Genomic DNA, 21,184 nt, shown 5'->3' with positions numbered 1-21,184 from the left:
CTAGAAAATGACTAAAACTTAATAGTATTAACAGATATTAAGCTCAATAAAAGGACTTAATTTGATGAATTCTACTTTAGCGTCAGACGCAGCTACAAATCTAAACTCACAACAAGTGAGCAAGCTTGTCGATGAAAGCGTTCTGGAGCAAATGATTCGCGATACAAGTGCGGACATTATCCCTATCTTGATCGACCATTATGTCGAAGAATCACAAACACGCTTGGTCGCCATAAAAGAGGCTGTCACGCAGAAAGACGCTCAAACACTTGAGTTCGAGGTCCACACTCTCGGCAGCACAGCGCTTTCGTTAGGTAATCGCCCTTTGGGTGAATTAGCTCGAGCTTTAGAAAAGCTATGTTTAGAACAGAGTCATGATGCGGCATTTCGACAAGTTGATGAATTACTAGAGCTCGCAGAGCGTTCAATAAAAGCCTTGCTTGAAAGGAAAGAGGCAGGCTTCAGCTAGCTTTGCATGTTCATTATCGGTATCAGATTAAAAACTCAAAACAGTCGTTATTAATATAGTCGCCATAAGATGGGCTCCATCATGAACAGCAATGCGAGAAGTTATACAGGCCGCTTCTTAAAAGATTGCATGTGGTAGATAACAAATGTACAAGACTCGTATTGATGGTTGCATATCACTATGTTATTGATTGGTTAGGATAAAGTTTCAAAAGGAATACACAATGCGCCCTAAGGTATTGTTAGTTGAAGACTCCACCTCACTCGCCGTACTCTACAAGCAGTACGTAAAAGACGAGCCCTATGATATTTTCCACGTCGAAACCGGCGCGGAAGCTAAGACCTTCATTGAAAGGCACTCTCCACAGCTTGTGATTCTCGACCTTAAGCTTCCTGACATGCCAGGCGAAGAAGTCTTAGATTGGATTACTGCTAACGAAATACCGACCGCTGTCATCATCGCGACAGCGCATGGTTCAGTAAACATCGCGGTAGACCTTATCCAACGCGGTGCAGAAGACTTCTTAGAGAAACCCATTCAAGCCGATCGACTCAAGACCTCTGTTAGCTTGCATCTAAAAAGAGCGAAACTCGAAAACCTCGTCGATAACATGCAAAGCAAATTCGATCGTGATCGTTTTCATAATTTCATTGGCTCTTGCCTACCCATGCAGGCGGTTTACAAGATCATTGATTCGGTAGCACCAACCACTGCCAGCGTGTTTATTAACGGCGAAAGTGGTACAGGTAAAGAAGTGTGTGCGGAAGCGATTCACCAAGAGAGTCAGCGTAATGGTAAACCCTTCGTGGCCATTAACTGCGGCGCTATCCCTCGAGACCTAATGGAGAGTGAAATCTTCGGTCACGTTAAAGGTGCGTTTACCGGTGCGACAACCGACCGTAAAGGTGCAGCAATGCAAGCGCATGGCGGTACCCTATTTCTCGATGAGCTTTGTGAAATGGAACTGGAGATGCAGAAGAAGCTCCTCAGATTTTTGCAAACTGGTACGTTTACTCCACTCGGTGGCAACCGCGAGATTAAAGTGGATGTCAGAATTATCTGTGCGACCAACCGCGATCCACTGGTTGAAGTAGAAGAAGGACGTTTTAGAGAAGACCTTTACTATCGTGTTCACGTTGTGCCTATCGAAATGCCACCGCTTCGTGAACGAGGAAGTGACATTGTCACCCTATCTAATCACTTCTTGAAACTGTACGCGAAGCAAGACAAGAAGAAGTTCAAATCAATAGACAAAGAAACGCAGAATCTACTTAAACGTTATGCGTGGCCAGGCAATGTGCGTCAGTTGCAAAACATCATCCGTAACATCGTGGTGTTGAACAATGAAACGAGCGTGACTAAAGACATGTTACCGCCTCCGATTAATAAAGTAGATGCCGCTCCATCATCTAAATCAGTGACACCAATTCGAGTAACTGCGCCTCAACCTGCAGTTGTTGAAGCACCAGAAGCTAAGTTGCCACCGATTACTCCGGAAGAGTTGGAACAATCGTCAGTTGCTCAAGCTCACAACGAGCCGATGACGCCTGCATTTACCACAAGCGAAGGTGCTATTCGTCCAATGTGGCAAATAGAACGTGAAGCTATTCAACATGCCATCAATCATTGCGATGGCAATGTGTTAAACGCTGCTGTGCTGTTAGAACTGAGCCCTTCTACTGTTTATCGTAAGAAACAGGCTTGGGAATCGGAAGATGAGTACAATCAAGCCTAACCAAGGTGTACTCGACATAAACCTTCATGAGATTTGGCTGTTGATCGACAGCCAAACTTTTGGAGGCATAGAAACGCATGTTTTAGAATTAGCACAAGGCCTGATATCGGAAAGCGCTCAGTATTCAGAGGCTGTTCGTATCGTTCTTTTGACTAAGTTTAATCCTGAAGCGATCATCGTTGAAAAGTTGAATGCTCTGAACATCCCTTTTAGTTACCTCTCCGATTTAGCCTCATGTTCTGTAGATTCAAATGGCAATAGCGCGACACAGCTGAAACGTGCAGTTCAACATTATCAACCAAGGCTTATCCATGCTCATGGTTACAAAGCCAGTTTGGTCAGCAAGTTAATCAAGCTTCCGCCTCGTTTCAACAACACAAAGCAAATCACCACTTATCACGCAGGTGAAACCCCAACAGGCAAAGTATGGCTTTATGATTGGCTCGACCGTTACAGCAGTTTTCTTTCTGATCAGTCGCTCGTGGTCAGTGAAAAGATTAAAGCGAAAGTGCCGAGTCAAACCCATCAATTGAATAACTTTGTTAAAATGCCAACCGGGTTAACAAGCTCCCCTTCATCAAGCCCATTCCATGTTGGTTTTGTGGGGCGATTGAGCCATGAAAAAGCGCCTGATCGATTTGTTGCATTAGCCAAACAGTTTCCTGATGTTCGGTTTGAGCTTTTTGGTGACGGGCCAGAAATGGACATCTTAGTTAAATCGCAGCCTGATAATGTGACCTTTCATGGGCATCAGACCAATATGGACGACGTCTGGAGCCAAATCGATCTGTTAATCATCCCTTCTCGCTTTGAAGGCTTACCTATGGCGGCATTAGAAGCCATGATTCGTGGCATTCCCGTTCTCGCCACCTCAGTTGGTAACTTGCCTCAACTCATCGAGCATCAAGTTAACGGCTACCTTGCAAATTCAGAAGCTGAGCTAGAACAGTTTTTATCTTTGTGGATGTCATTGACGAACGAGCAACGTAACTCTCTCAAGAGTCACGCGATAGAAACCGTGAAAAACCAATACTCCCCACAAGCCGTTGTCCCGCAGTTGTTGGAAATCTATCAACTCGACCGTTAATTCTAGCCTTAGTCGATAACTGGTTATTTTGGCTTGATGATTTAAGTACTTTAGTCAGTTTTATACTGATTCTCAAAATGACAAAACTCACCTCAAGGCTACGCCCTCACTTAATAATCCAACATTAAATCAGTAAGTTAAACAAAATGCATAACTGGCACTCACTTTGCAATCTTTAACATCAGGCGTAACTACGTCTTAAAAAGATTACGAGCCGAGTCCTAAAGAGTTTATTTGCCAATAGAGGTCACAATGGTCAACCCTGAAGCCAATAGATTGCCAGTCATCATCACGATCAGCACCTTGTGTGTTGGGCTTGGTGTTGTTTGGTACTTTGTGCCTCACCCTGCTGTCATTGTGGCGCTCGCTCTTGTGCCATTGGCCGGGTTATTCGTGTTAAACAAAACATTCTGGTTAGTTCTATTGTTCGTTGTCTTTTCATTTTTCCGAATTCACGAAGCTATACCTCAGCTCTATTCGCTAAAAATACCGCTGATGCTTTCATTAGGCGCTCTGTCGGCTCTTCTATGGCATGCATTAATCAGTAAAGAACTTAAAATCTTCTGGCACCCTTGTTTAAATTGGCTCGCCATATTTTGGGTATTGGTTTTCATTGGTATTATCTTCGCGTCCAACAGGCCAATAGCACTAGCAGAATTCAAGGGCGTTTATTGGAAAATTATAGTGATGACGCTTGCGATTACTTGGCTAGTAAACACCACGGAAAATCTCGCAAAAACCGCGATGACGATTATCTACGCTGGCGCTTTAGTCAGCTCTATTGCCGTGTACAACTCAGTAAATGGTATTGGGCTTGTCGAGGGCTCACGCGTGACTATTGGCCGCGATTTTGGCTCTATGTTAGGTGACCCGAACGACCTAGCACTGGTACTGATGTTCCCACTCGCCTTTACAATAAGCCAAGCCACCACGACTGGCATCTCACGATCCAAACGTTTAATCAGTGCCTTAGTTTGTCTGTTACTGCTCGCCGCCATTATTGCCACTCAAAGCCGTGGCGGATTACTGGGTTGTATTGCGGTGATTGGTATTTTTGCGTGGAAGCTAGTGCGCTCTAAAGTTCTCTTAATCTCAGTGGGAACTGTCGCGGCCGTGGTGCTCTATTTAGTTGCTGGTATCTCAGACAGATCTTCTGGTGGTGCCGCTGAACAAGGTATCGATGAATCTGCAATGGGTCGAATCTATGCTTGGGAAGCAGCAATAAAGATGGCAGTTGAGAATCCACTGACCGGCGTAGGGTTGAACAACTTCTTCTCGAACTACTTCTTTTACAGTTCGCATTGGGACGGACTGAATCACGCCGTTCACAGTACCTGGTTTGGTGTGTTGGCAGAAACAGGCTTTATTGGTCTGATCATTTTTGTCTGCCTTATCGTTTCTTTGATCAAAACCTCTCGCTCTACGCTAACGAGGTTAAAAAACTCGGCCACAGAAATCGCCCCCGAACTCAATGCGGTCGCCTATGCGATCTATGCAGGTCTGATTGGAACAATCGTGTCGGGTACATTTTTGACTCAAGGCTTCAACTGGCCGATTTATATCCTCGCAGCACTCACAGTTTGCGTCTCAAATGTATCTCAAACTGCCTGTCAAAATGAGAAAACCTAAAAGACACATTTTAACCTATTGAAAATATTACATTTATTAGATGGCACAATATATGAAAGTACTTCTATATAACAAAAAAGAGGATTTTCATTATGACGTCAGTATCTATACATCAATTCAAACATTGGCTTAAGTTTCATCCTAATTCTCGAATTAGAAATGTGTTTTTCATTTTGAAAAACATCAGAAGCGCAGAGCTACCTACCCCTAAACTATTTAATCGCTGTCTATATCAAGCGCACAAGCTAGTGGTGAATCTGGTTTCTGGCTTTACGCGATTCTTCTACTGGACTCCGGCTTTCAAAGGTCGTGTGGCTCAATGTGGCAAACGCCTGTATTTGTATGGTGGACTGCCTTTCGTCAGCGGTCCGGTGCAAATTACGATTGGCGACAACTGCCGTATCTCTGGCCACACGACATTCTCTGGTTGTACTCAACAACTTGAAGGCTTGGAACACCCACTATTGTCGATTGGCAATAACGTCGACATTGGTTGGCAGTCGACTATCGCTGTTGGAGGTAAAGTGGTTATCTCTGACAACGTACGAATCGCAGGCGGCGCTTTTCTATTTGGATACTCTGGACACCCGCTTGATGCAAAACGCCGAGCGCTAGGTGAAGGCGACGACCCTCAGCAAATCGGTAACATCATTCTTGAACCCGATGTTTGGTTGGGCACGAATGTGACGGTCAAAGGTGGCGTAACCATCGGCGAAGGTGCCGTAATAGCCGCAGGCAGCGTAGTAACAAAGAATATTCCTGCCTTCGCAATCGCAGGTGGCAACCCAGCTCGAGTTGTCGGTCACATCAAACCCGTTGAAGTGACAGAATCCGATATGTTCGATTCGTTAGAGACTCATGGAGGTGACCATGCGTGATTTAATCGTATTTGGTGAAGACTTTGGTGGCCTGCCTTCATCGACTCAACATTTAGTTCGTCACCTTGCTAAGCAGCACAAAGTCTTATGGGTCAACTCAATTGGCTTAAGACAACCGAAGCTGTCCGCCAAAGATGTTAGCCGAGCGTTCAACAAGTTGTTTGGTAAAACCAAGGCCGTAACTCAAAACATGCTCGACTCTGAGGGACACGACAACATTACTATCGTTAACTTAAAGACAATCCCTGCGCCTGCTTCTAAATTTTCTAGAAAGTTGGCTCAGCAAATGATGTTGCACCAACTAAAACCGATTATTGCGGAGCTTAATCTGAACGCGCCTATCCTATGGACCTCTCTTCCAACCGCTGTTGATTTGTGCGGACACTTAGGCGAGTCATCTGTGGTCTATTACTGCGGTGATGATTTTAGCGCGCTGGCTGGTGTTGATCATGACACCGTTGCACAGCACGAATCAGAGCTAATCGAAAAATCAACGCTTATATTCGCGGCTAGCAAAAAATTGATGGATAAATTTCCAAAGCATAAAGCGCACTTGCTACCACATGGTGTCGACGTAGACCTATTTTCAACACCCGCACCAAGAGCAAAAGATTTACCAAGCAACCACCGCCCTATTGCTGGTTTTTATGGCAGCCTTTCTAAGTGGCTTGATTATGAAATGATTGATCATGTTGCGAATGCGATGCCGGAATGGGACTTTGTTTTCATAGGTCCAAACGAGCTTGATACGCTCATGCTGCCTAAGTTGAGTAACGTACATTACCTTGGCCCTCGTCCACACCACACGCTACCAAGCTATTCTCAACACTGGGATGTGAGCTTGTTGCCGTTTGTTGATAACGAGCAGATCCGAGCGTGTAGCCCACTCAAATTAATGGAATACCTTGCGGCGGGCACACCCATTATCACAACACCGTTCCCTGCTTTGGTTCCATATCAAGGGCACGTAACCACGGTTGGCAGTGCCAACCAAATGATTTGGGCGCTTGATCATGCACGCGAGCTAAGCAACTCACCTATCTCTGTCGTCGAACAAGAGAGCTGGCAGAACCGTGGTAACTTCGTACATTGGATGTTGGAGCTATTATGAATAATCTGAAATTGCGGTTATTAGTCATCATCAATGCGATGTGGCGCCAACGCTACGTTATCGTTCTGCCAATGCTTATTTTGCCCTTTGTAGGCTTTGGTGTGAGCAAGTTGGCTCCAACTAAATATGACGCGCATACCAGTATGTTGATTCAAGAAACGGCCAAGATGAATCCATTCTTGGAAGACATTGCCGTTTCGACGATGCTCAAAGATCGACTTAACGCATTGAGAACACTGCTTCACAGTCGACATGTGCTTTACTCGGTCGCTGATGAACTGCAATTAACCACGCCAGATATGCCTGAAATTGAGAAACAAGAGATCATTACTGACCTGTCTCAACGTCTAACGGTGACTCAGCTTGGAAAAGATTTTCTAAAGATAAGTCTAACGTCGAACACACCAAATGGAATGGAAGCGACGCTGCGCTCGGTAAGTGAACATTTCATTGAACAGTTACTCGCACCGGAACGTTCATCGATTGAAGATTCAAGTAACTTCTTGAAAATCCATATCGACAAACGTAGCGCAGAGCTTGCAGAAGCAGAAGAAGCGCTAGCTGCATACATGAATGAGAATGTTCATTCGACGCCTGAGGTACAGAGCCAAAGTTTGAATCGCTTAGCTTCACTCAAACAAACATTGGCAGAAAAAGAGGCCGAGTTATCGGGTGTCGAAAAAAGTTTAGGGTCAATCGACCAACAACTTTCAAGAACCAACCCTGTGATCGGTAAATTAGAAGACCAGATCATCGATATTCGTAGCGACCTTACCTTGTTACAAGCTAAATACACGGACAAGCACAGTGCTGTGCAAGCTAAAGTGCGTGAGCTAGATAGACTAGAGAATGAACGTAAGAGTTTGCTCGAGGTAACCCAGCCAACGATGAACAGCGACCAGCTTTGGGACATCGCAAGTAGTACGACACTGAACAAACTTTCTGATACCCAACCTCTTCTGGTCACTCAATTACACAGCCTACAGCTGGTTCGCGCTCGCTTTGAGTCTTTAACCGAAGAGACCAAAAGCCTTCGTACTATGATTTTCGAATTAGAACACAAGGCCAATAACTTCGGCGAAAATGCAAAAGAGATGTACCGCCTTAAACGTCAAGTTGAAATCAAACGTCAACTATATGATGAACTGACAGAGCGTTATGAAATGGCTCAGCTAACGGGTTCGCTTGGTGTATTCGAGCAAAACAAACGTGTGAAGATTATTGATTTGCCTTTCACACCGAGTATCAAATCTAACATGCCGACTTTTGTCTTTATTCTGGCTGGATTTGTTGCAGGTATCGGATTGGGTATTGGTTTAGCGGTATTGTTTGAACTGTTTGATTCTTCAATCAAACGCAAAGACGAAATCGAAGATATCTTGGGTGTCCCTGTGATAACGGTGATCCCGAAAATGAGCTAGTCAGCCTCAAAGCCATTTTTGACTTGCTAGCTTCACAGCTTTCTAATTTCCTAGCCTCGAGCTTCCTAGCTTTTTAGTTTCCTAGCTTCGTGCATCCTAGAGAAAAACGCCAACACTCGCTTGGCGTTTTGTTTGTTTAAAGCCCCAAGTTCTAATGCTACTTTCGATTTACCCAAGCCCTATGATTCAAACTGCCATTCAATTGTATTTTGTTTTGATTCCCATTTTGAGAAATGAAAACTGCCCTAGAATTAAATAATCTAAACAACTGAAAAATAACGGTTATTTAATTGGCACAACTCCTGCAATCTCCTTGTGTAGTTAAACGTTTTAAAGAAGTTACTTCAAGAGAAACGTCAGAAAGGCGAAACAACAATTATAAAGGCAGGGTCCAAACTATGAATACGCATTTAACGAAGCATGGCAAAAAGATCATACACGTTGTTCAGCACCTTGCACCGGGTGGATTAGAAACCCTAACTCTGGATTTGCTCCGCCTTGCTAAACCAACAGACCAAGTGTTGATTGTCAGTTTAGAGGGTACTAAACAAGAGTCTATAAACAACTGGCCGAAGCTAGAGCCATACAAAAAGCAAATCGTCTTTTTGGATAAAGCACCAGGCGTACAATTCAATATCATTATTAAGCTAATTAAAGCCTTCAACGCGATTCGCCCTGATGTGGTTCATACCCATCATATTGGCCCACTGTTATACGCTGGTTATGCCGCTCGCGTAACCGGGGTTCCAACTCGAATCCATACCGAACATGACGCTTGGCATCTGAACAACAACAAACGTCGTCGATTACAAGCGCTTGCTTTAAAAGCTGCTCAACCAACGTTAGTTGCCGACGCGACACGTGTTTATAACCAACTACGCACTGCTTTTTCTTATGAGAACATCATTACCATCAAAAATGGCGTTGATTGTGAGAAGTTTAAGCCAATGTCGAAAGAACACGCGAGAGCAAAACTAAACCTGCCGACAGACAAACACATCATCGGTTGTGCAGGTCGACTAGAACATGTCAAAGGCCAAGACCAACTTATTAAAGCACTGACTCTTTTACCTGAAAACATGGTTGTCGTATTGGCTGGCGTCGGTACGAAACGCAATCAACTAGAGCAACTTACTAGCCGCTTGAATCTGAGTGACCGAATCATATTTCTTGGCCTAGTTGAAGACATGACCACGTTTTACGGATCGTTGGATACCTTCTGCCTACCTTCACGTCATGAAGGGCTGCCGCTTTCTACACTCGAAGCTCAAGCGTGCAATATTCCAACCGTCGCAATGGACGTTGGTGCCGTCGATGAAACCTTATGTCCAGTCAGCGGCGCCCTCGTCAAAAGCGGCAGCATTGTGGGGTTAGCTAGTGCGCTATTAGAAAAGCAAAATGAACGCTTTTTGTCACCTCGTCGTTACGTACTCGAAAACTTCGACATCATCAAAATGGTTTCGTCTTACAACGATATATCAGAAGGAGCTTACGCATGATTGATTGGTTGCTTGCGGGACTTTGTTTGTTTTCAGGTGCGTTGATTGTCTATCATCACGCAGCCTACCCTTTGTTACTGCGTTGGTATGCGAAAAGCCACCCCGCACGCAAAGTTGAAGAGAGTCATCGTTGCTACAAAGAGGAACAGCAAGATTGCACGTTGCCGACCATCACCGTTCTTGTTCCTGCATTTAACGAAGAACAGTGGATCGCAGACAAGATTCGTAACCTTGCTTCACTCGATTACCCAAAAAAGAAGTTGGAAGTCATTATCGCTTGCGATGGTTGCACTGATAACACAGTCGCCATTGCACAAATGACCATACAAGAAGCGATGTGCAGTGATGTCTATTTTGAGATACATGACCATCAAGTAAACCGAGGTAAAGTCGCGGTTGTTAATGAAGAAGTGACACGTGTAACCAGTGATATCACGGCGATGAGTGATGTTTCTGCCCTTATTTCATTGGATGCTTTGCTTATAGCTGCCGCTCATTTTGAAAGTGACAAGGTTGGAGTGGTAAACGCAACGTATCAACTTTGTCCAACAGGCAATGAAGGCGAAAACACGTATTGGCAGTACCAAACCGCGGTTAAAGAGTCTGAGGCTTCGTTAGGTTCTAGCTTGGGTTCTCATGGCGCTTTCTACTTGTTTAGAACACACCTGTTTGAACTGCTTCCACTCAACACTATTAATGATGATTTCATCTTACCGATGCAAATCGTTAAACAAGGTTACATCGCCGAATACGAAACCCAAATGGTTGCATTAGAGCTAGAAGAATCGAACCTAGAAACAGACTTCAAAAGAAGACTTCGTATTTCAGCGGGCAACATGCAACAAGCGATTCGATTATTTGCCTTGTTCAGCCCGAAGTTTAAAGGCATCGCGTTTGCGTTCTTTTCAGGAAAAGGACTTCGCCTACTCACTCCCTATTTAATGATTGTGTGCTTAGTGTGCTCAATCTTACTTAGCAACTACTTGGTATTTGAAGCGCTGTTATGGGCTCAAGTTGCCGTTTATACCATTGGCGTCCTTGGCTGCATCTTGCCAAAGCGTCTAGTAAACAAACCTATTTCATTAATCTCTTATTTGATAGTTGGACACTACGCCAACTTCATTGGTGGCATTCGTTACCTAATCGGACTAGAAAACTCACCTTGGACACGAGCAAATCATTAAGGACTTATTATGATGAACATCGAACAGCTATCTACCCAAAACCTATACCAATACAAAATCTCACGTGCTAAACGTACTTTCGATTTTGTAAGCTCACTGATTGCTTTGATTTTGCTAGCGCCCGTATTTCCGTTGATTGCGATGGCGATTGCACTCACTTCTCGTGGCCCTATTTTCTACCGTCAATTGCGCGTTGGTAAATCGACACCGGAGAAAATGGAAATCTTTGAGATCATGAAATTCCGTAGCATGTACGAGGATGCAGAAACTCGCTCTGGTGCAGTTTGGGCTACCGCGAATGACCCGCGAATCACGCCTGTTGGCCGCTTTTTGAGAAAGACACGTCTTGATGAACTGCCACAACTGATCAATGTACTGAAAGGTGAAATGTCTCTAATTGGCCCGCGCCCTGAACGCCCTACTTTTTACACCAAACTAGAGAACGAAATTCCTTACTTTGCCGACCGCACATACGGTGTAATGCCTGGTATTACAGGGCTTGCACAAGTAAATCAAGGTTACGACACCTGTATTGATGATGTACGTCGTAAAGTAGGTTTTGACCACAGTTATGCACTAAGCCTATGTTCGGTTAAGTCTTGGATTGCCGCTGATCTCAGCATCATCTCTAAAACAATCATCGTAATGGTAGATGGTCGAGGTCGCTAAACCAGTATGGTCTAATGTGGATACAAAGCCTGTTTTCTATAAAGCCTTAGGGGGCGATTGGAAAGTCGCTAATGAAACACATAGTGCCGAATTAGCCCACGTTAACTAGACTCGCTGCTCTCGGTTCTCAGTTGAATGGTGTAATAAGGTTTCTTCCCTATCAATTGACGTAAACATTGGCAATGAATGTATAACGCAGATGTGGCTTGAGTTAGGGATTAGAAATTAAGAGCTGAGAGCTCAGAGTTAAGAATTAAGAGTTAAGACGAGAAAGCTTATATTCATAGAAAACCACGGCACTTTCGTCAGAGGCTTGCTCAACAAAACCTAGCTTATTAAGTAAGTGTGTAGAGGCTATGTTTGAACGGTCGACACCGCCAATCAGTGTGGACCATGACTCGGTTTTTGCGACTTCTGTGATGAAACTCTGCAATAACTCACTCGCGAAACCCTTGCCCCAGCATTCTTCTGCAAGCAAGTAGCCAATATGAGCATCACTTTCGTCTTCTACATAAGCGAACAGAAAACCAATCAATTGATTATCGTTGGATTTCACTTGAAGTAAGCGGCTCCCCGACAACATTCGGTCGAGCCAAATTTCAGCCAGTTCACGTGACACAATACCGTGAAAGTATGGTGGAAGGTTTTCAACGACTGACGGGATTAGAATGCCAGGTACTCGCTCAAGCAGAGCCGAACGTTCAGGAACAGTAAGTTCACCTGCGACTTCTTCTACTTTTAGTCTTTGAGTTTCAAACGAGATCGCCATGTGTCCTGCCTAATTCGATAAAAATGTGGATTATACACCTGAGTTCTCGTGTTGGCTTCGTTTCCAGGCTAAAGCAAACTAAAGAACAGCCACGCCTTCAACTTCAATCACTGAGTTAACATTTGCTCGCTCGATTATCTTGAGTAACGTCGTTTGAACTAATTCATTATCTCGGATTTCGGTTTCACAAGAAAAACGCTCTTCTTGAACACCATCGCCCTCACCCAGCATAAATTGAACCGCGACTTCCGTTGCGAGATCTTTGGTCGCTCCGTAGTACGCTAACGTGATTTTTGGGTATCCGTGGTCGCCTTTTTTAACCTGCTTTGCGATACGTTTTTTGGCTTTATCTAAATTCATACAACTTCCTTTTAAGTTTGAAATACAAGGTGACTAGAACACCTTTTTAAACGGTAAGCAATACAATCAGCGTTGGTTATAGAGATTCCCTAGCCTCTTGATACTAATCAAGATGGTACAGTCTTAGCACTTTAAAGAGTGATAGCTAGAACACAGAAAACCTGTTTAAGAAATATAATGACAACACATAAGAATTACGCGCCAAGAAGCGGTAGATGTTTTCGTTGTTGATAAGTTAAGGCTAACTCCAAGCACTGCTTGATTGGTGCCTTGGGAAGTGGTTCAGTCAGTTTCAAGACGATTGCACGATTACCTTGAAATACCAATGTGCCATCGTGCAATTCTCTGAATGTGTCGATTAGCTTCGTTTGGCAGTTAAAGAACAAGTAATAGTTGTTTGGCGATTTTAATTTCCAATCGATTCGAATTGGGCTGCCCGTCTTAACGCTGTAACTCGGCTCGCCCCATTTCAGAGACTCTTCGACTTCACCTAGTTCCAAATCAGAGCAAAGCTCAAAGATTAATGAACGCAACTCTTCAAGCCGAGCTCGAACATCATCGGGATACTCGTCGAAATGTGTTTTGATTGCTTGGTCCATTGAACCTCCGATCCACTTGTTGAGATATTAAAATGCAGCTCACTTAAAGCATACAGCCTTAAAAATTAGTCCAACTCAAAACGAAAAGTGCCAAGCCTCGTAAATCACTTTTGCGTTATCTGTTCGTTAGCGGTTTTCAACGCCAGCTTTAAACCGTCCGTATCCTTACAACCAATGTAAACATGCTTTCCATTGTTTAGCCTTAACTTCAGGGCTGAACCTATCGATGCATTATACAACCAGCCATCGCTCAGCATTCGGATACCAATACCTTGATACCACTTGCTTTGATAGAACGATGTCTCTGTAATGTCTGACACTTCTACATTCTTACGCAAAAAGCCAAAGCCGAAATACCAACTTAGTACATTGTCTTTGACCTCAATGGTCATGGAGAAAAAGAGCAAAGCAATTAAACCATTGATGGCGTGAGCGACTAATGTCCCGGGGTTATTATCCGAGGTAACGACAATGAAAGCACTTATCGCAACAAGGATGAGCAGCAATCCCTTGTTGGATTCCTTACTATAAAACACAGTGGCAACTCCTATAGACAACGAACAATCCACTAACTAGCCAACAGTTATCTTACTGCAGCCTTTCTAAATAATCGTAGTAAGTAATGCAGGCATACTCCCACAACCAAACCAAGTAGCATCGCCTTGATACTACCAACCCAAAGTATCAAGCCAGAATAACCTTGTCCCGGACCTAAGCCTTGTTTATTAATCACATCGACGAACATAAATCCGTTCCACAGCACATGCAGTGAGGCTGTAAATCCATGCACACAAATTGCGATGGTTCCAAGTAACTTGTACTTGCTAATGACTGGTGCGCCACAAAAAATGACAACAAGCGCAAAGGTAAAAATCAGAGGGCCAGACAATACTAAAGTGAGTGTGGTTACTTCAACGTGGCTCTCTATGCCATAACTGTATGTACAAAATACCATTGTCATTGAAAACAAAAGCGAAATGAGTGCGAACCATAGCGTTCTATTCATTGGGGTTCCCTGCCTTAATAGTGGGTTTAGGACAAATTCGATAATCGACAGGAAGAACTAATTACCAAAAATACGGCATGAGAAATGCCCTTGTTACACGACTATTCGATGGACGACTCAGACTTTCATAAACCCAATGTAACGGAAGACTTAGAACACAAGCTAGGCTCTATAAATGCGGGAGCAGAAACTTCTACGCTCTTATTGACAGAGGGGGTCATATCAACGCCGCCTTAAGCGGACAAAAATAGTTGGTTACACTTGTTGAGGCACGAAACATAACCAACTGTTTTTGTTCCGTTTAAAGGCCTTGTTAAGTCTCGGCTTCATCGCATACTAACTCAGCAGGTTCTTCAACTTCATCACCTGGTATGCAACCAATAAGAAAGCGTACAGGCTTGGATAAAGCCTTATGTACTTTTAACGCTTTAGCTGTAAATGAATCAACTTTATCGATTAATTTTCCCAAGCGTTCGATAACATTTGAATTAGATTTAGCAACATTTGAAAGTTCGTCTTGATTTGCGACGACCATCCCTATAGTAGATTGTAGTGATTGCTTCAGCCCTTTAGCACCATTAATTTTGTACATTGATAATGCAGTTCGTAAGCGTTCAACTTCTTCGAGAAGTGTAATTCTTATTCCAGACTCTAGAGAACTGCTTAAAATTGAGTCGAAGAGTTCTTCAATAAGTTTGGTAACTACTTCTAGATCTTCTTTAGCTAAGGTTTCTTCTTTATAAGTTGAAGAGAGCAGATCAGAGCAGAATTGAAGCCTAGTCATTACACCATCACTCAGTTGTTGTTTTTGCCCTTTCCAAGTAGCATTCAAATTAAGTGGGAATATGGCTCGCTCAACTTGTGGAAATGAGGATAGATATAACTCGGTGTTAGCACCCTCATTCATTTTAATTAAGTCCTTAACTTGCTCTCCTAATTGATAAACCTCAATTACTTTTTTCGTAATTGCGGAATCGTTAGTTTCATCTTCATCTAAAATTTGAGCCCATACTTGTCGGACTTTTTGCTCATCTTTTTTAGCTTTAGCTTGGTTTAGAATGTCGTAAAAGCGACCTGCAGGGTTATCTAGATCAATCAAATTTTAACCTCATATAATTAAGAGACTTAACAGCTATTAGACAGAAAAATTCTGCATTTAAATATAGGATTTTTCTATCTAGTTTAATATGCATATTAATTTACCACGATTAATCACAGCAATTCAGTGACTTAAAACATAGATAGACTCATTGAATGACAAAATGCAGAATATTTCTATATAGTATGAATTTCGCAAAAACCCCGCTCTACTAGATATAAAAACAGTACCTCTGCGCATACCCCAAAAACAAAAAAGCCTGCCATTTATGCGAACATAAATGGCAGGCTTTATACGTTAATTAAATTTGTTTGTGGCTAGCTTACGCGGCTTCGAATGCGAGGGCTTTCTTCTCTACTTGGCGGAAGATCAGCGTTAGTATGCCGTTTACTGCTAAGTAGAATGCGCCGGCGATACCAAACACAGTAAGTGTGTCGTAGGTTTGGCCGTTAATACGCTGAGCGTAACCCATCAAATCCATGATGGTGATGGTGCTTGCCAGTGACGTACCTTTGAAAACTAGAATCACTTCGTTCGAGTAAGCTGGAACGGCGCGGCGTAGTGCATATGGCAGTAACACTTTCAGCGTTGCGATTTTGTCCATACCAAGTGCGCGACATGCTTCCCACTGCCCTGCTGGAATGGCGTTGAATGCGCCTCTGAACAGTAGCGTGCTGTATGCGGCAGTGTTCAAAGCTAATGCTAACATTGCACAGAACCAAGGTTGGCTTAACCAAGTCCACATGAAGCTTTCACGAATCCAATCGAACTGACCCGGGCCGTAATAGACCAAGAAGATCTGCACCAATAATGGTGTGCCAGTGAACAGCGTGATGATGCCACGAGTGAACCAGTGAATCGCAGGTATTCTTAGGATTATCGTTACCGTCATCAGCAGTGACAAGATACAACCAACCAGCAATGAAGCACCTGTGAGTTGAAGACTGGTCACTAAGCCTTCAAGCATTTGAGAGAGGTATTGTTGATTCATGCCATTGCCCCTTTGTTACCCAAACCTTGAATAGAGAACTTACCATCAATCACTTTTACCAATCTTTGTGTGATTAAAGTGATGACCAAGTAGATTGCTGCTGCTGTCGCGTACCAAGTAAATGCTTCGTGCGTTGCCGCTGATGTTAGTTGTGCTTGTTTCAGCAAATCTGTTACGCCAATCAGCGAAACTAATGCAGTGTCTTTCAGTAACACTAACCATTGGTTGGTTAACCCTGGTAGTGCGTGCCTTACCGCTTGAGGCAATACGATACGAAAGAATGCACGAGACTGAGAAATACCAAGCGCGCTTGCTGCTTCTCTCTGCCCTTTGCTTACTGCTTTTAATGCACCACGTAAGGTTTGCGAAGCGTAAGAAGCAAAGATAAGTGACAGTGCAACAACACCAGATAAGAACGGGCTCACTTCTATGAAGTCGCCAGTGATCATGAACAGAACTTGTGTCGAACCAAAGTAGATAAACAGTACGACCAGAATTTCTGGTAAACCACGAACAATCGTCACAAATGCAGTCGTTGGCCATTTGATTGCAATACGACGAGACATCTCACCACTTGCAAACAAAACTGCTAGAACCAATCCAACCAATAGACTTACGAACGCAAGCTGAACTGTCATCCAGCTTGCTTCGACGAGCCCAAAAGAGTAACCCGTTAACTGCATATTACTTACCGAAGTACTTGTTGAAGATCTTGTCGTATTCGCCGTTCGCTTTCACGGCTGCAAGTGCTGTGTTCAGCTGGTCTACAAGTTCTTGATTGCTCTTGTTTACTGCGATACCAAAGCCGTTACCGAAGTACTCTTGGTTTGTTACTTGGTCGCCAACGTACGTTAGGTTGTCTTCTTTCTTGAACCATTCTGCTACAACGGCTGTGTCGCCGAATACAGAATCGATACGACCGTTTTTCATGTCGATGAATGCATCTTGGTAGCTTGAGTAAGGTACCGCTGTTACGCCAGTCATTTGCTCAAGTAGGAAGCTCTGGTGAGTAGAACCGTTTTGAACGCCAACACGCTTACCTTCTAGTGCTGCTTGGTCTGCTACTTTGCCTTCGAAAGAGATGAATGCTGCAGAGTTATCGTAGTATGCGTTAGAGAAGTTCACTTGTTTAAGACGCGCTTCTGTGATGTCCATTGCCGAGATAGCCGCATCGTAACGTTTGAATTTAAGTGCAGGGATCAAGCTATCGAATGCTTGGTTGTGGAAAGTACACGTTGCTTTCAGCTCTTCACAAAGTGCGTTTGCTAAGTCTACGTCAAAACCCTGAATTTGGTTGTTCTCATCCATGTATTCGAATGGTGCGTACGTTGCTTCCATCGCGAATTTGATTTCTTCTTTAGCCGCTGCGTTAAAAGAAGCAAGGCCGATAAGTGAAGCTAGTAGAATCTTTTTCATTTTGTTACTCCGAATACTGTGTAATAGCGGCCTGTGGCCATTCTTATAATTTGATTGTTTTAATTGATGTTGTGTTTAGCTAGATCTAGTGAGTCAACCTTCTTTTAATAAGTGACTTACTTAATGAGTCAGATACTCGGCAAACTCAGGTGTCTGCGGATTAACGAATGAATCGCTGGTGCCGTGTTCAACGATGTACCCTTTCTCTAGGTACAGAACGTGGCTAGCAATCTTCTTCGCGAAATCGACTTCATGCGTCACGACCACTTGGGTAATGCCCGTTCCGCTCAATTCTTTAATAATGCTCACGACTTGGTTGGTGATCTCAGGATCAAGCGCCGCTGTTGGTTCATCAAACAACAACACGTCCGGTTTCATCATCAGCGCACGTGCAATCGCAACACGCTGTTGTTGACCGCCAGACAGTTGAAGTGGCCAAGCGTCGGCTTTGTCTGAAAGTTGAAGTGTCTTTAGTACTTCTTGAGCTTGCTTAATCGCTTCTTGCTTATCCAAACCCGCCACTTTGGTTGGTGCTTCAATCAAGTTTTCCATCACCGTCATGTGTGGCCATAAGTTGTATTGCTGGAACACCATGCCGACTTTACGACGAAGTTTAAGCCCCTGCTTCTCTTGGATTTGGCTTGAAAAATCGAATTGCTCATTCGCAATGTCTAATTCGCCGTTGTCCGCGATTTCAAGCAGGTTCAATACACGCAGTAATGAACTCTTGCCCGCGCCGCTTGGGCCAAGCAATACCAAGGTTTCGCCGCTCTCACAGTCGAAACTGATGTCGTGAAGAACTTGGGTATCACCGTATGATTTGTTGATGCTCTTTACTTGAATACTCATGCCACAATACTGCATTAATTGTCATTTGTTGGTTATTCTATTCAATCTGAGTTTTTATGCAAGAAAAATGTATAAAAAACTACTTTGTTGAATTTTTGTAACAAATATTCCACAAAAAACAGTCGCTATAACTGGTCTTACAACCAAAACTTACAAGTCATTGATAAAGCTAATATCGAGATAAATAGCAAACGTTTTGCTATCAATTTATAAATCATCGCACGGTTGCTTGTTTATGTGTGCACTCTCATATCAACGCTAATTTGCTTGCATAAAAATTAGGGTTAAATAGCTTGGTTTCCTATCCAACTGACTGGATCAAAATGCTTAGTTTTCCTTTAAGGTCGTTTCGAATTATTCACTTAGTGTTGATGAAATATTGGAAATTGAGTTTCCTAGGGAGCGTCACAGCGCAATAAATGCTTTAATGGGTTCGATTCTCAACAACAATTACTGCCCAGCGAACAACGCGCAGTACAGGCAATAAGTCATAAAGCAATTAGCCATAAGCAACAAGCCATCTATTTTTAAAGCGACAACACATTAAGGCAGTCATATGCAAAACGATGTCTCTTCTACGCTCGACTCGAACCAGCGACAGACTCAGCGATCGACTCAACAAGCGCCAGAACCCAAACCTGAGAAAAAAAGCCTCAGTATTTTGTTTGAGCTGAGTAAATTCATTCAGCCTTATAAAGGTCGTGTTATTGCTGCGTTGATCGCGTTGATCTTCACAGCGAGCTTAACCCTTTCAGTCGGACACGGTATTCGTCTTCTTATCGACCAAGGCTTCAGCCAACAATCGTTGTCAGACTTAGGCAGCGCGATTCAATTCATCATGGTGGTGGTCGTGCTGATCTCGATTGGCACCTTCTTCCGCTTCTATTTGGTCTCTTCTGTTGGTGAGCGAGTAAGTGCGGATATACGCCTGTCGGTTTTCAATCATGTGGTGACGCTGCATCCAAGTTACTTCGAGACCAATGGCAGTGGCGACATCATGTCGCGCATTACTACGGATACCACTCTGCTTCAAAGCATCATAGGTTCATCGTTCTCTATGGCGATGCGCAGCGCGTTGATGTGTATTGGTGCGATCATCATGCTGTTTGCAACCAATATTAAGCTGACGTTGATTGTATTGGCCTCGGTGCCGTTTATCTTGATTCCGATTCTTGTGTACGGGCGTCGTGTGAGAGCCCTATCTCGCCAAAGCCAAGATTCGATGTCTGATGTGGGTTCTTATGCAGGTGAAGCGATTGAGCACATTAAAACGGTGCAAAGCTACAGCCGAGAAGAGCAAGAGAAAGCGTCATTCGCGGTTGAAGTTGAAAAGGCATATGAGATTGGTCGCCAGCGTGTAAAACAGCGCGCGATTCTTATTTCTGGCGTTATCGTGATTGTATTTAGTGCTATTGCAGGCATGCTTTGGGTTGGCGGCAGTGATGTTATCAACGGCACTATGTCGGCTGGTGACTTAGCGGCGTTTGTGTTCTACGCAATTATGGTTGCTTCATCGTTAGGTACGATTTCTGAAGTGATGGGTGAACTGCAACGCGCGGCAGGTGCGACCGAGCGATTAATCGAGATCCTACAAGTTGAAAGCCATATTGTTGCGCCAGTTGCGAATCCAACTTCGCTTGCTAACGTAACGCCAGAAGTTGCATTTGATGATGTGACCTTCTGTTATCCATCAAGACCGGACCAACCCGCAACAAGCAACCTCACGCTTACTGCCCATGAAGGCAAAGTGTTGGCACTGGTTGGCCCGTCTGGCGCAGGTAAAACTACCCTGTTCGAACTGCTGCAACGTTTCTACGACCCACAAGTGGGTAAGGTCACCTTAGGCGGTGTTGAACTGAATCAGTTTGATCCTAACGAGCTAAGAAAGCAGATGGCATTGGTACCGCAACAACCTGCTCTGTTCAGTAACGATGTGTTCCATAACATTCGCTACGGCAACCCGCAGGCAACAGACGAGCAAGTGATCGAAGCGGCGAAGAAAGCGCACGCACACGAGTTCATTCAAAACCTACCTGATGGCTACAACAGCTTTCTTGGTGAACGTGGTGTAAGGCTTTCTGGTGGGCAGAGACAACGTATTGCTATCGCACGTGCCATCTTGAAAGATCCAAATATTCTATTGTTGGATGAAGCAACCAGCGCACTAGACAGTGAAAGTGAGCATCACGTACAACAAGCGTTAGAAGAGTTAATGCGTGGCAGAACGACGATCATTATCGCCCATCGATTATCAACAATTAAACACGCCGACCAAATTGCGGTGCTCGATAAAGGACAACTAGTAGACATCGGCGACCACCAGTCTCTCATCAATAGCTGCGAATTGTACCAACGCTTGGTTGAGCTGCAATTCAAACACCTTAGTGCCTAACTATTGAGTGGATGTGCAACT

At 43.8% G+C, this 21,184-nt stretch carries 21 protein-coding genes; 11 read left to right on the top strand and 10 right to left on the bottom strand.

From position 1 onward, the window contains the following. Positions 1-64 precede the first annotated feature (64 nt). The 10 genes from AB4167_RS17230 (at position 65) to AB4167_RS17185 (ending at position 11,682) form a co-directional block, all read left to right on the top strand. Positions 65-469, top strand: coding sequence for an Hpt domain-containing protein (locus AB4167_RS17230; protein WP_017066737.1), 405 nt, complete (start codon positions 65-67; stop codon positions 467-469). A gap of 223 nt (positions 470-692) precedes the next feature. Then, positions 693-2,204: a sigma-54 dependent transcriptional regulator gene (locus AB4167_RS17225; protein WP_017059588.1), complete on the top strand. Its 1,512-nt coding sequence runs from the start codon at positions 693-695 to the stop codon at positions 2,202-2,204. After that, the gene (locus AB4167_RS17220; RefSeq protein WP_017063896.1) at positions 2,185-3,291 is read left to right on the top strand and encodes a glycosyltransferase family 4 protein; all 1,107 of its coding nucleotides are present in this window, start codon (positions 2,185-2,187) and stop codon (positions 3,289-3,291) included. The genes AB4167_RS17225 and AB4167_RS17220 overlap by 20 nt, the downstream gene beginning before the upstream one ends. A gap of 252 nt (positions 3,292-3,543) precedes the next feature. Next, positions 3,544-4,920, top strand: a complete 1,377-nt coding sequence (locus AB4167_RS17215; RefSeq protein ID WP_017059586.1) for an O-antigen ligase family protein — start codon at positions 3,544-3,546, stop codon at positions 4,918-4,920. A gap of 92 nt (positions 4,921-5,012) precedes the next feature. Then, positions 5,013-5,798: a DapH/DapD/GlmU-related protein gene (locus tag AB4167_RS17210; RefSeq protein WP_372136809.1), complete on the top strand. Its 786-nt coding sequence runs from the start codon at positions 5,013-5,015 to the stop codon at positions 5,796-5,798. Next, positions 5,791-6,909 (top strand): glycosyltransferase, encoded by a 1,119-nt coding sequence (locus AB4167_RS17205; RefSeq protein ID WP_372051330.1) that lies wholly within the window; start codon positions 5,791-5,793, stop codon positions 6,907-6,909. Before AB4167_RS17210 ends, AB4167_RS17205 begins: the two co-directional genes overlap by 8 nt. Continuing rightward, a complete protein-coding gene (locus AB4167_RS17200; RefSeq protein WP_136978474.1) occupies positions 6,906-8,330 on the top strand; it encodes a Wzz/FepE/Etk N-terminal domain-containing protein in 1,425 nt (474 codons plus the stop codon). The genes AB4167_RS17205 and AB4167_RS17200 overlap by 4 nt, the downstream gene beginning before the upstream one ends. Before the next feature lie 398 nt (positions 8,331-8,728). Continuing rightward, on the top strand, positions 8,729-9,829 hold the full coding sequence (locus tag AB4167_RS17195; protein WP_372136808.1) for a glycosyltransferase: 1,101 nt from the start codon (positions 8,729-8,731) through the stop codon (positions 9,827-9,829). Next, positions 9,826-11,013 (top strand): glycosyltransferase family 2 protein, encoded by a 1,188-nt coding sequence (locus tag AB4167_RS17190; RefSeq protein WP_372136807.1) that lies wholly within the window; start codon positions 9,826-9,828, stop codon positions 11,011-11,013. Before AB4167_RS17195 ends, AB4167_RS17190 begins: the two co-directional genes overlap by 4 nt. Positions 11,014-11,022: 9 nt before the next feature. Next, positions 11,023-11,682: a sugar transferase gene (locus AB4167_RS17185; RefSeq protein WP_017063903.1), complete on the top strand. Its 660-nt coding sequence runs from the start codon at positions 11,023-11,025 to the stop codon at positions 11,680-11,682. Positions 11,683-11,935: 253 nt separating this feature from the next. Here the strand turns inward: AB4167_RS17185 and AB4167_RS17180 are convergent, their stop codons facing one another. From AB4167_RS17180 to artP, 10 genes are all read right to left on the bottom strand, one after another. Further along, on the bottom strand, positions 11,936-12,451 hold the full coding sequence (locus tag AB4167_RS17180) for a GNAT family N-acetyltransferase (protein ID WP_372136806.1): 516 nt from the start codon (positions 12,449-12,451) through the stop codon (positions 11,936-11,938). Positions 12,452-12,529: 78 nt separating this feature from the next. Continuing rightward, a complete protein-coding gene (locus AB4167_RS17175; RefSeq protein WP_017063905.1) occupies positions 12,530-12,811 on the bottom strand; it encodes a hypothetical protein in 282 nt (93 codons plus the stop codon). 194 nt (positions 12,812-13,005) lie between these two features. After that, positions 13,006-13,410, bottom strand: coding sequence for a DUF1801 domain-containing protein (locus AB4167_RS17170; RefSeq protein ID WP_171732989.1), 405 nt, complete (start codon positions 13,408-13,410; stop codon positions 13,006-13,008). A 104-nt stretch (positions 13,411-13,514) separates the two neighbouring features. Further along, complete coding sequence (locus AB4167_RS17165; protein ID WP_372136805.1) at positions 13,515-13,967, bottom strand: hypothetical protein; 453 nt, start codon at positions 13,965-13,967, stop codon at positions 13,515-13,517. Positions 13,968-13,993: 26 nt separating this feature from the next. After that, the gene (locus AB4167_RS17160) at positions 13,994-14,416 is read right to left on the bottom strand and encodes a hypothetical protein (protein WP_017063908.1); all 423 of its coding nucleotides are present in this window, start codon (positions 14,414-14,416) and stop codon (positions 13,994-13,996) included. A 313-nt stretch (positions 14,417-14,729) separates the two neighbouring features. Beyond that, positions 14,730-15,515 (bottom strand): hypothetical protein, encoded by a 786-nt coding sequence (locus AB4167_RS17155; RefSeq protein ID WP_372098671.1) that lies wholly within the window; start codon positions 15,513-15,515, stop codon positions 14,730-14,732. A gap of 322 nt (positions 15,516-15,837) precedes the next feature. After that, positions 15,838-16,506: an arginine ABC transporter permease ArtM gene (gene artM / locus AB4167_RS17150; protein WP_372136804.1), complete on the bottom strand. Its 669-nt coding sequence runs from the start codon at positions 16,504-16,506 to the stop codon at positions 15,838-15,840. Continuing rightward, positions 16,503-17,189, bottom strand: a complete 687-nt coding sequence (artQ, locus tag AB4167_RS17145; protein ID WP_372136803.1) for an arginine ABC transporter permease ArtQ — start codon at positions 17,187-17,189, stop codon at positions 16,503-16,505. The genes artM and artQ overlap by 4 nt, the downstream gene beginning before the upstream one ends. Position 17,190: 1 nt before the next feature. Further along, positions 17,191-17,922, bottom strand: a complete 732-nt coding sequence (locus tag AB4167_RS17140) for a lysine/arginine/ornithine ABC transporter substrate-binding protein (RefSeq protein WP_372136802.1) — start codon at positions 17,920-17,922, stop codon at positions 17,191-17,193. 120 nt (positions 17,923-18,042) lie between these two features. After that, entirely contained in the window at positions 18,043-18,771 is a 729-nt protein-coding gene (artP, locus tag AB4167_RS17135; RefSeq protein WP_372136801.1) for an arginine ABC transporter ATP-binding protein ArtP, read from the bottom strand. A 556-nt stretch (positions 18,772-19,327) separates the two neighbouring features. Here artP and AB4167_RS17130 point away from each other — a divergent pair. Then, positions 19,328-21,163, top strand: coding sequence for an ABC transporter ATP-binding protein/permease (locus AB4167_RS17130; protein WP_017061820.1), 1,836 nt, complete (start codon positions 19,328-19,330; stop codon positions 21,161-21,163). The last annotated feature ends 21 nt before the right edge of the window (positions 21,164-21,184 follow it).

The organism is Vibrio sp. 10N.286.49.E11 (assembly GCF_041469505.1).
GTDB lineage: Bacteria > Pseudomonadota > Gammaproteobacteria > Enterobacterales > Vibrionaceae > Vibrio > Vibrio crassostreae_C.
Note: the sequence above shows the minus strand (reverse complement) of the source record. Positions and strands in the feature narration are given on the sequence as shown.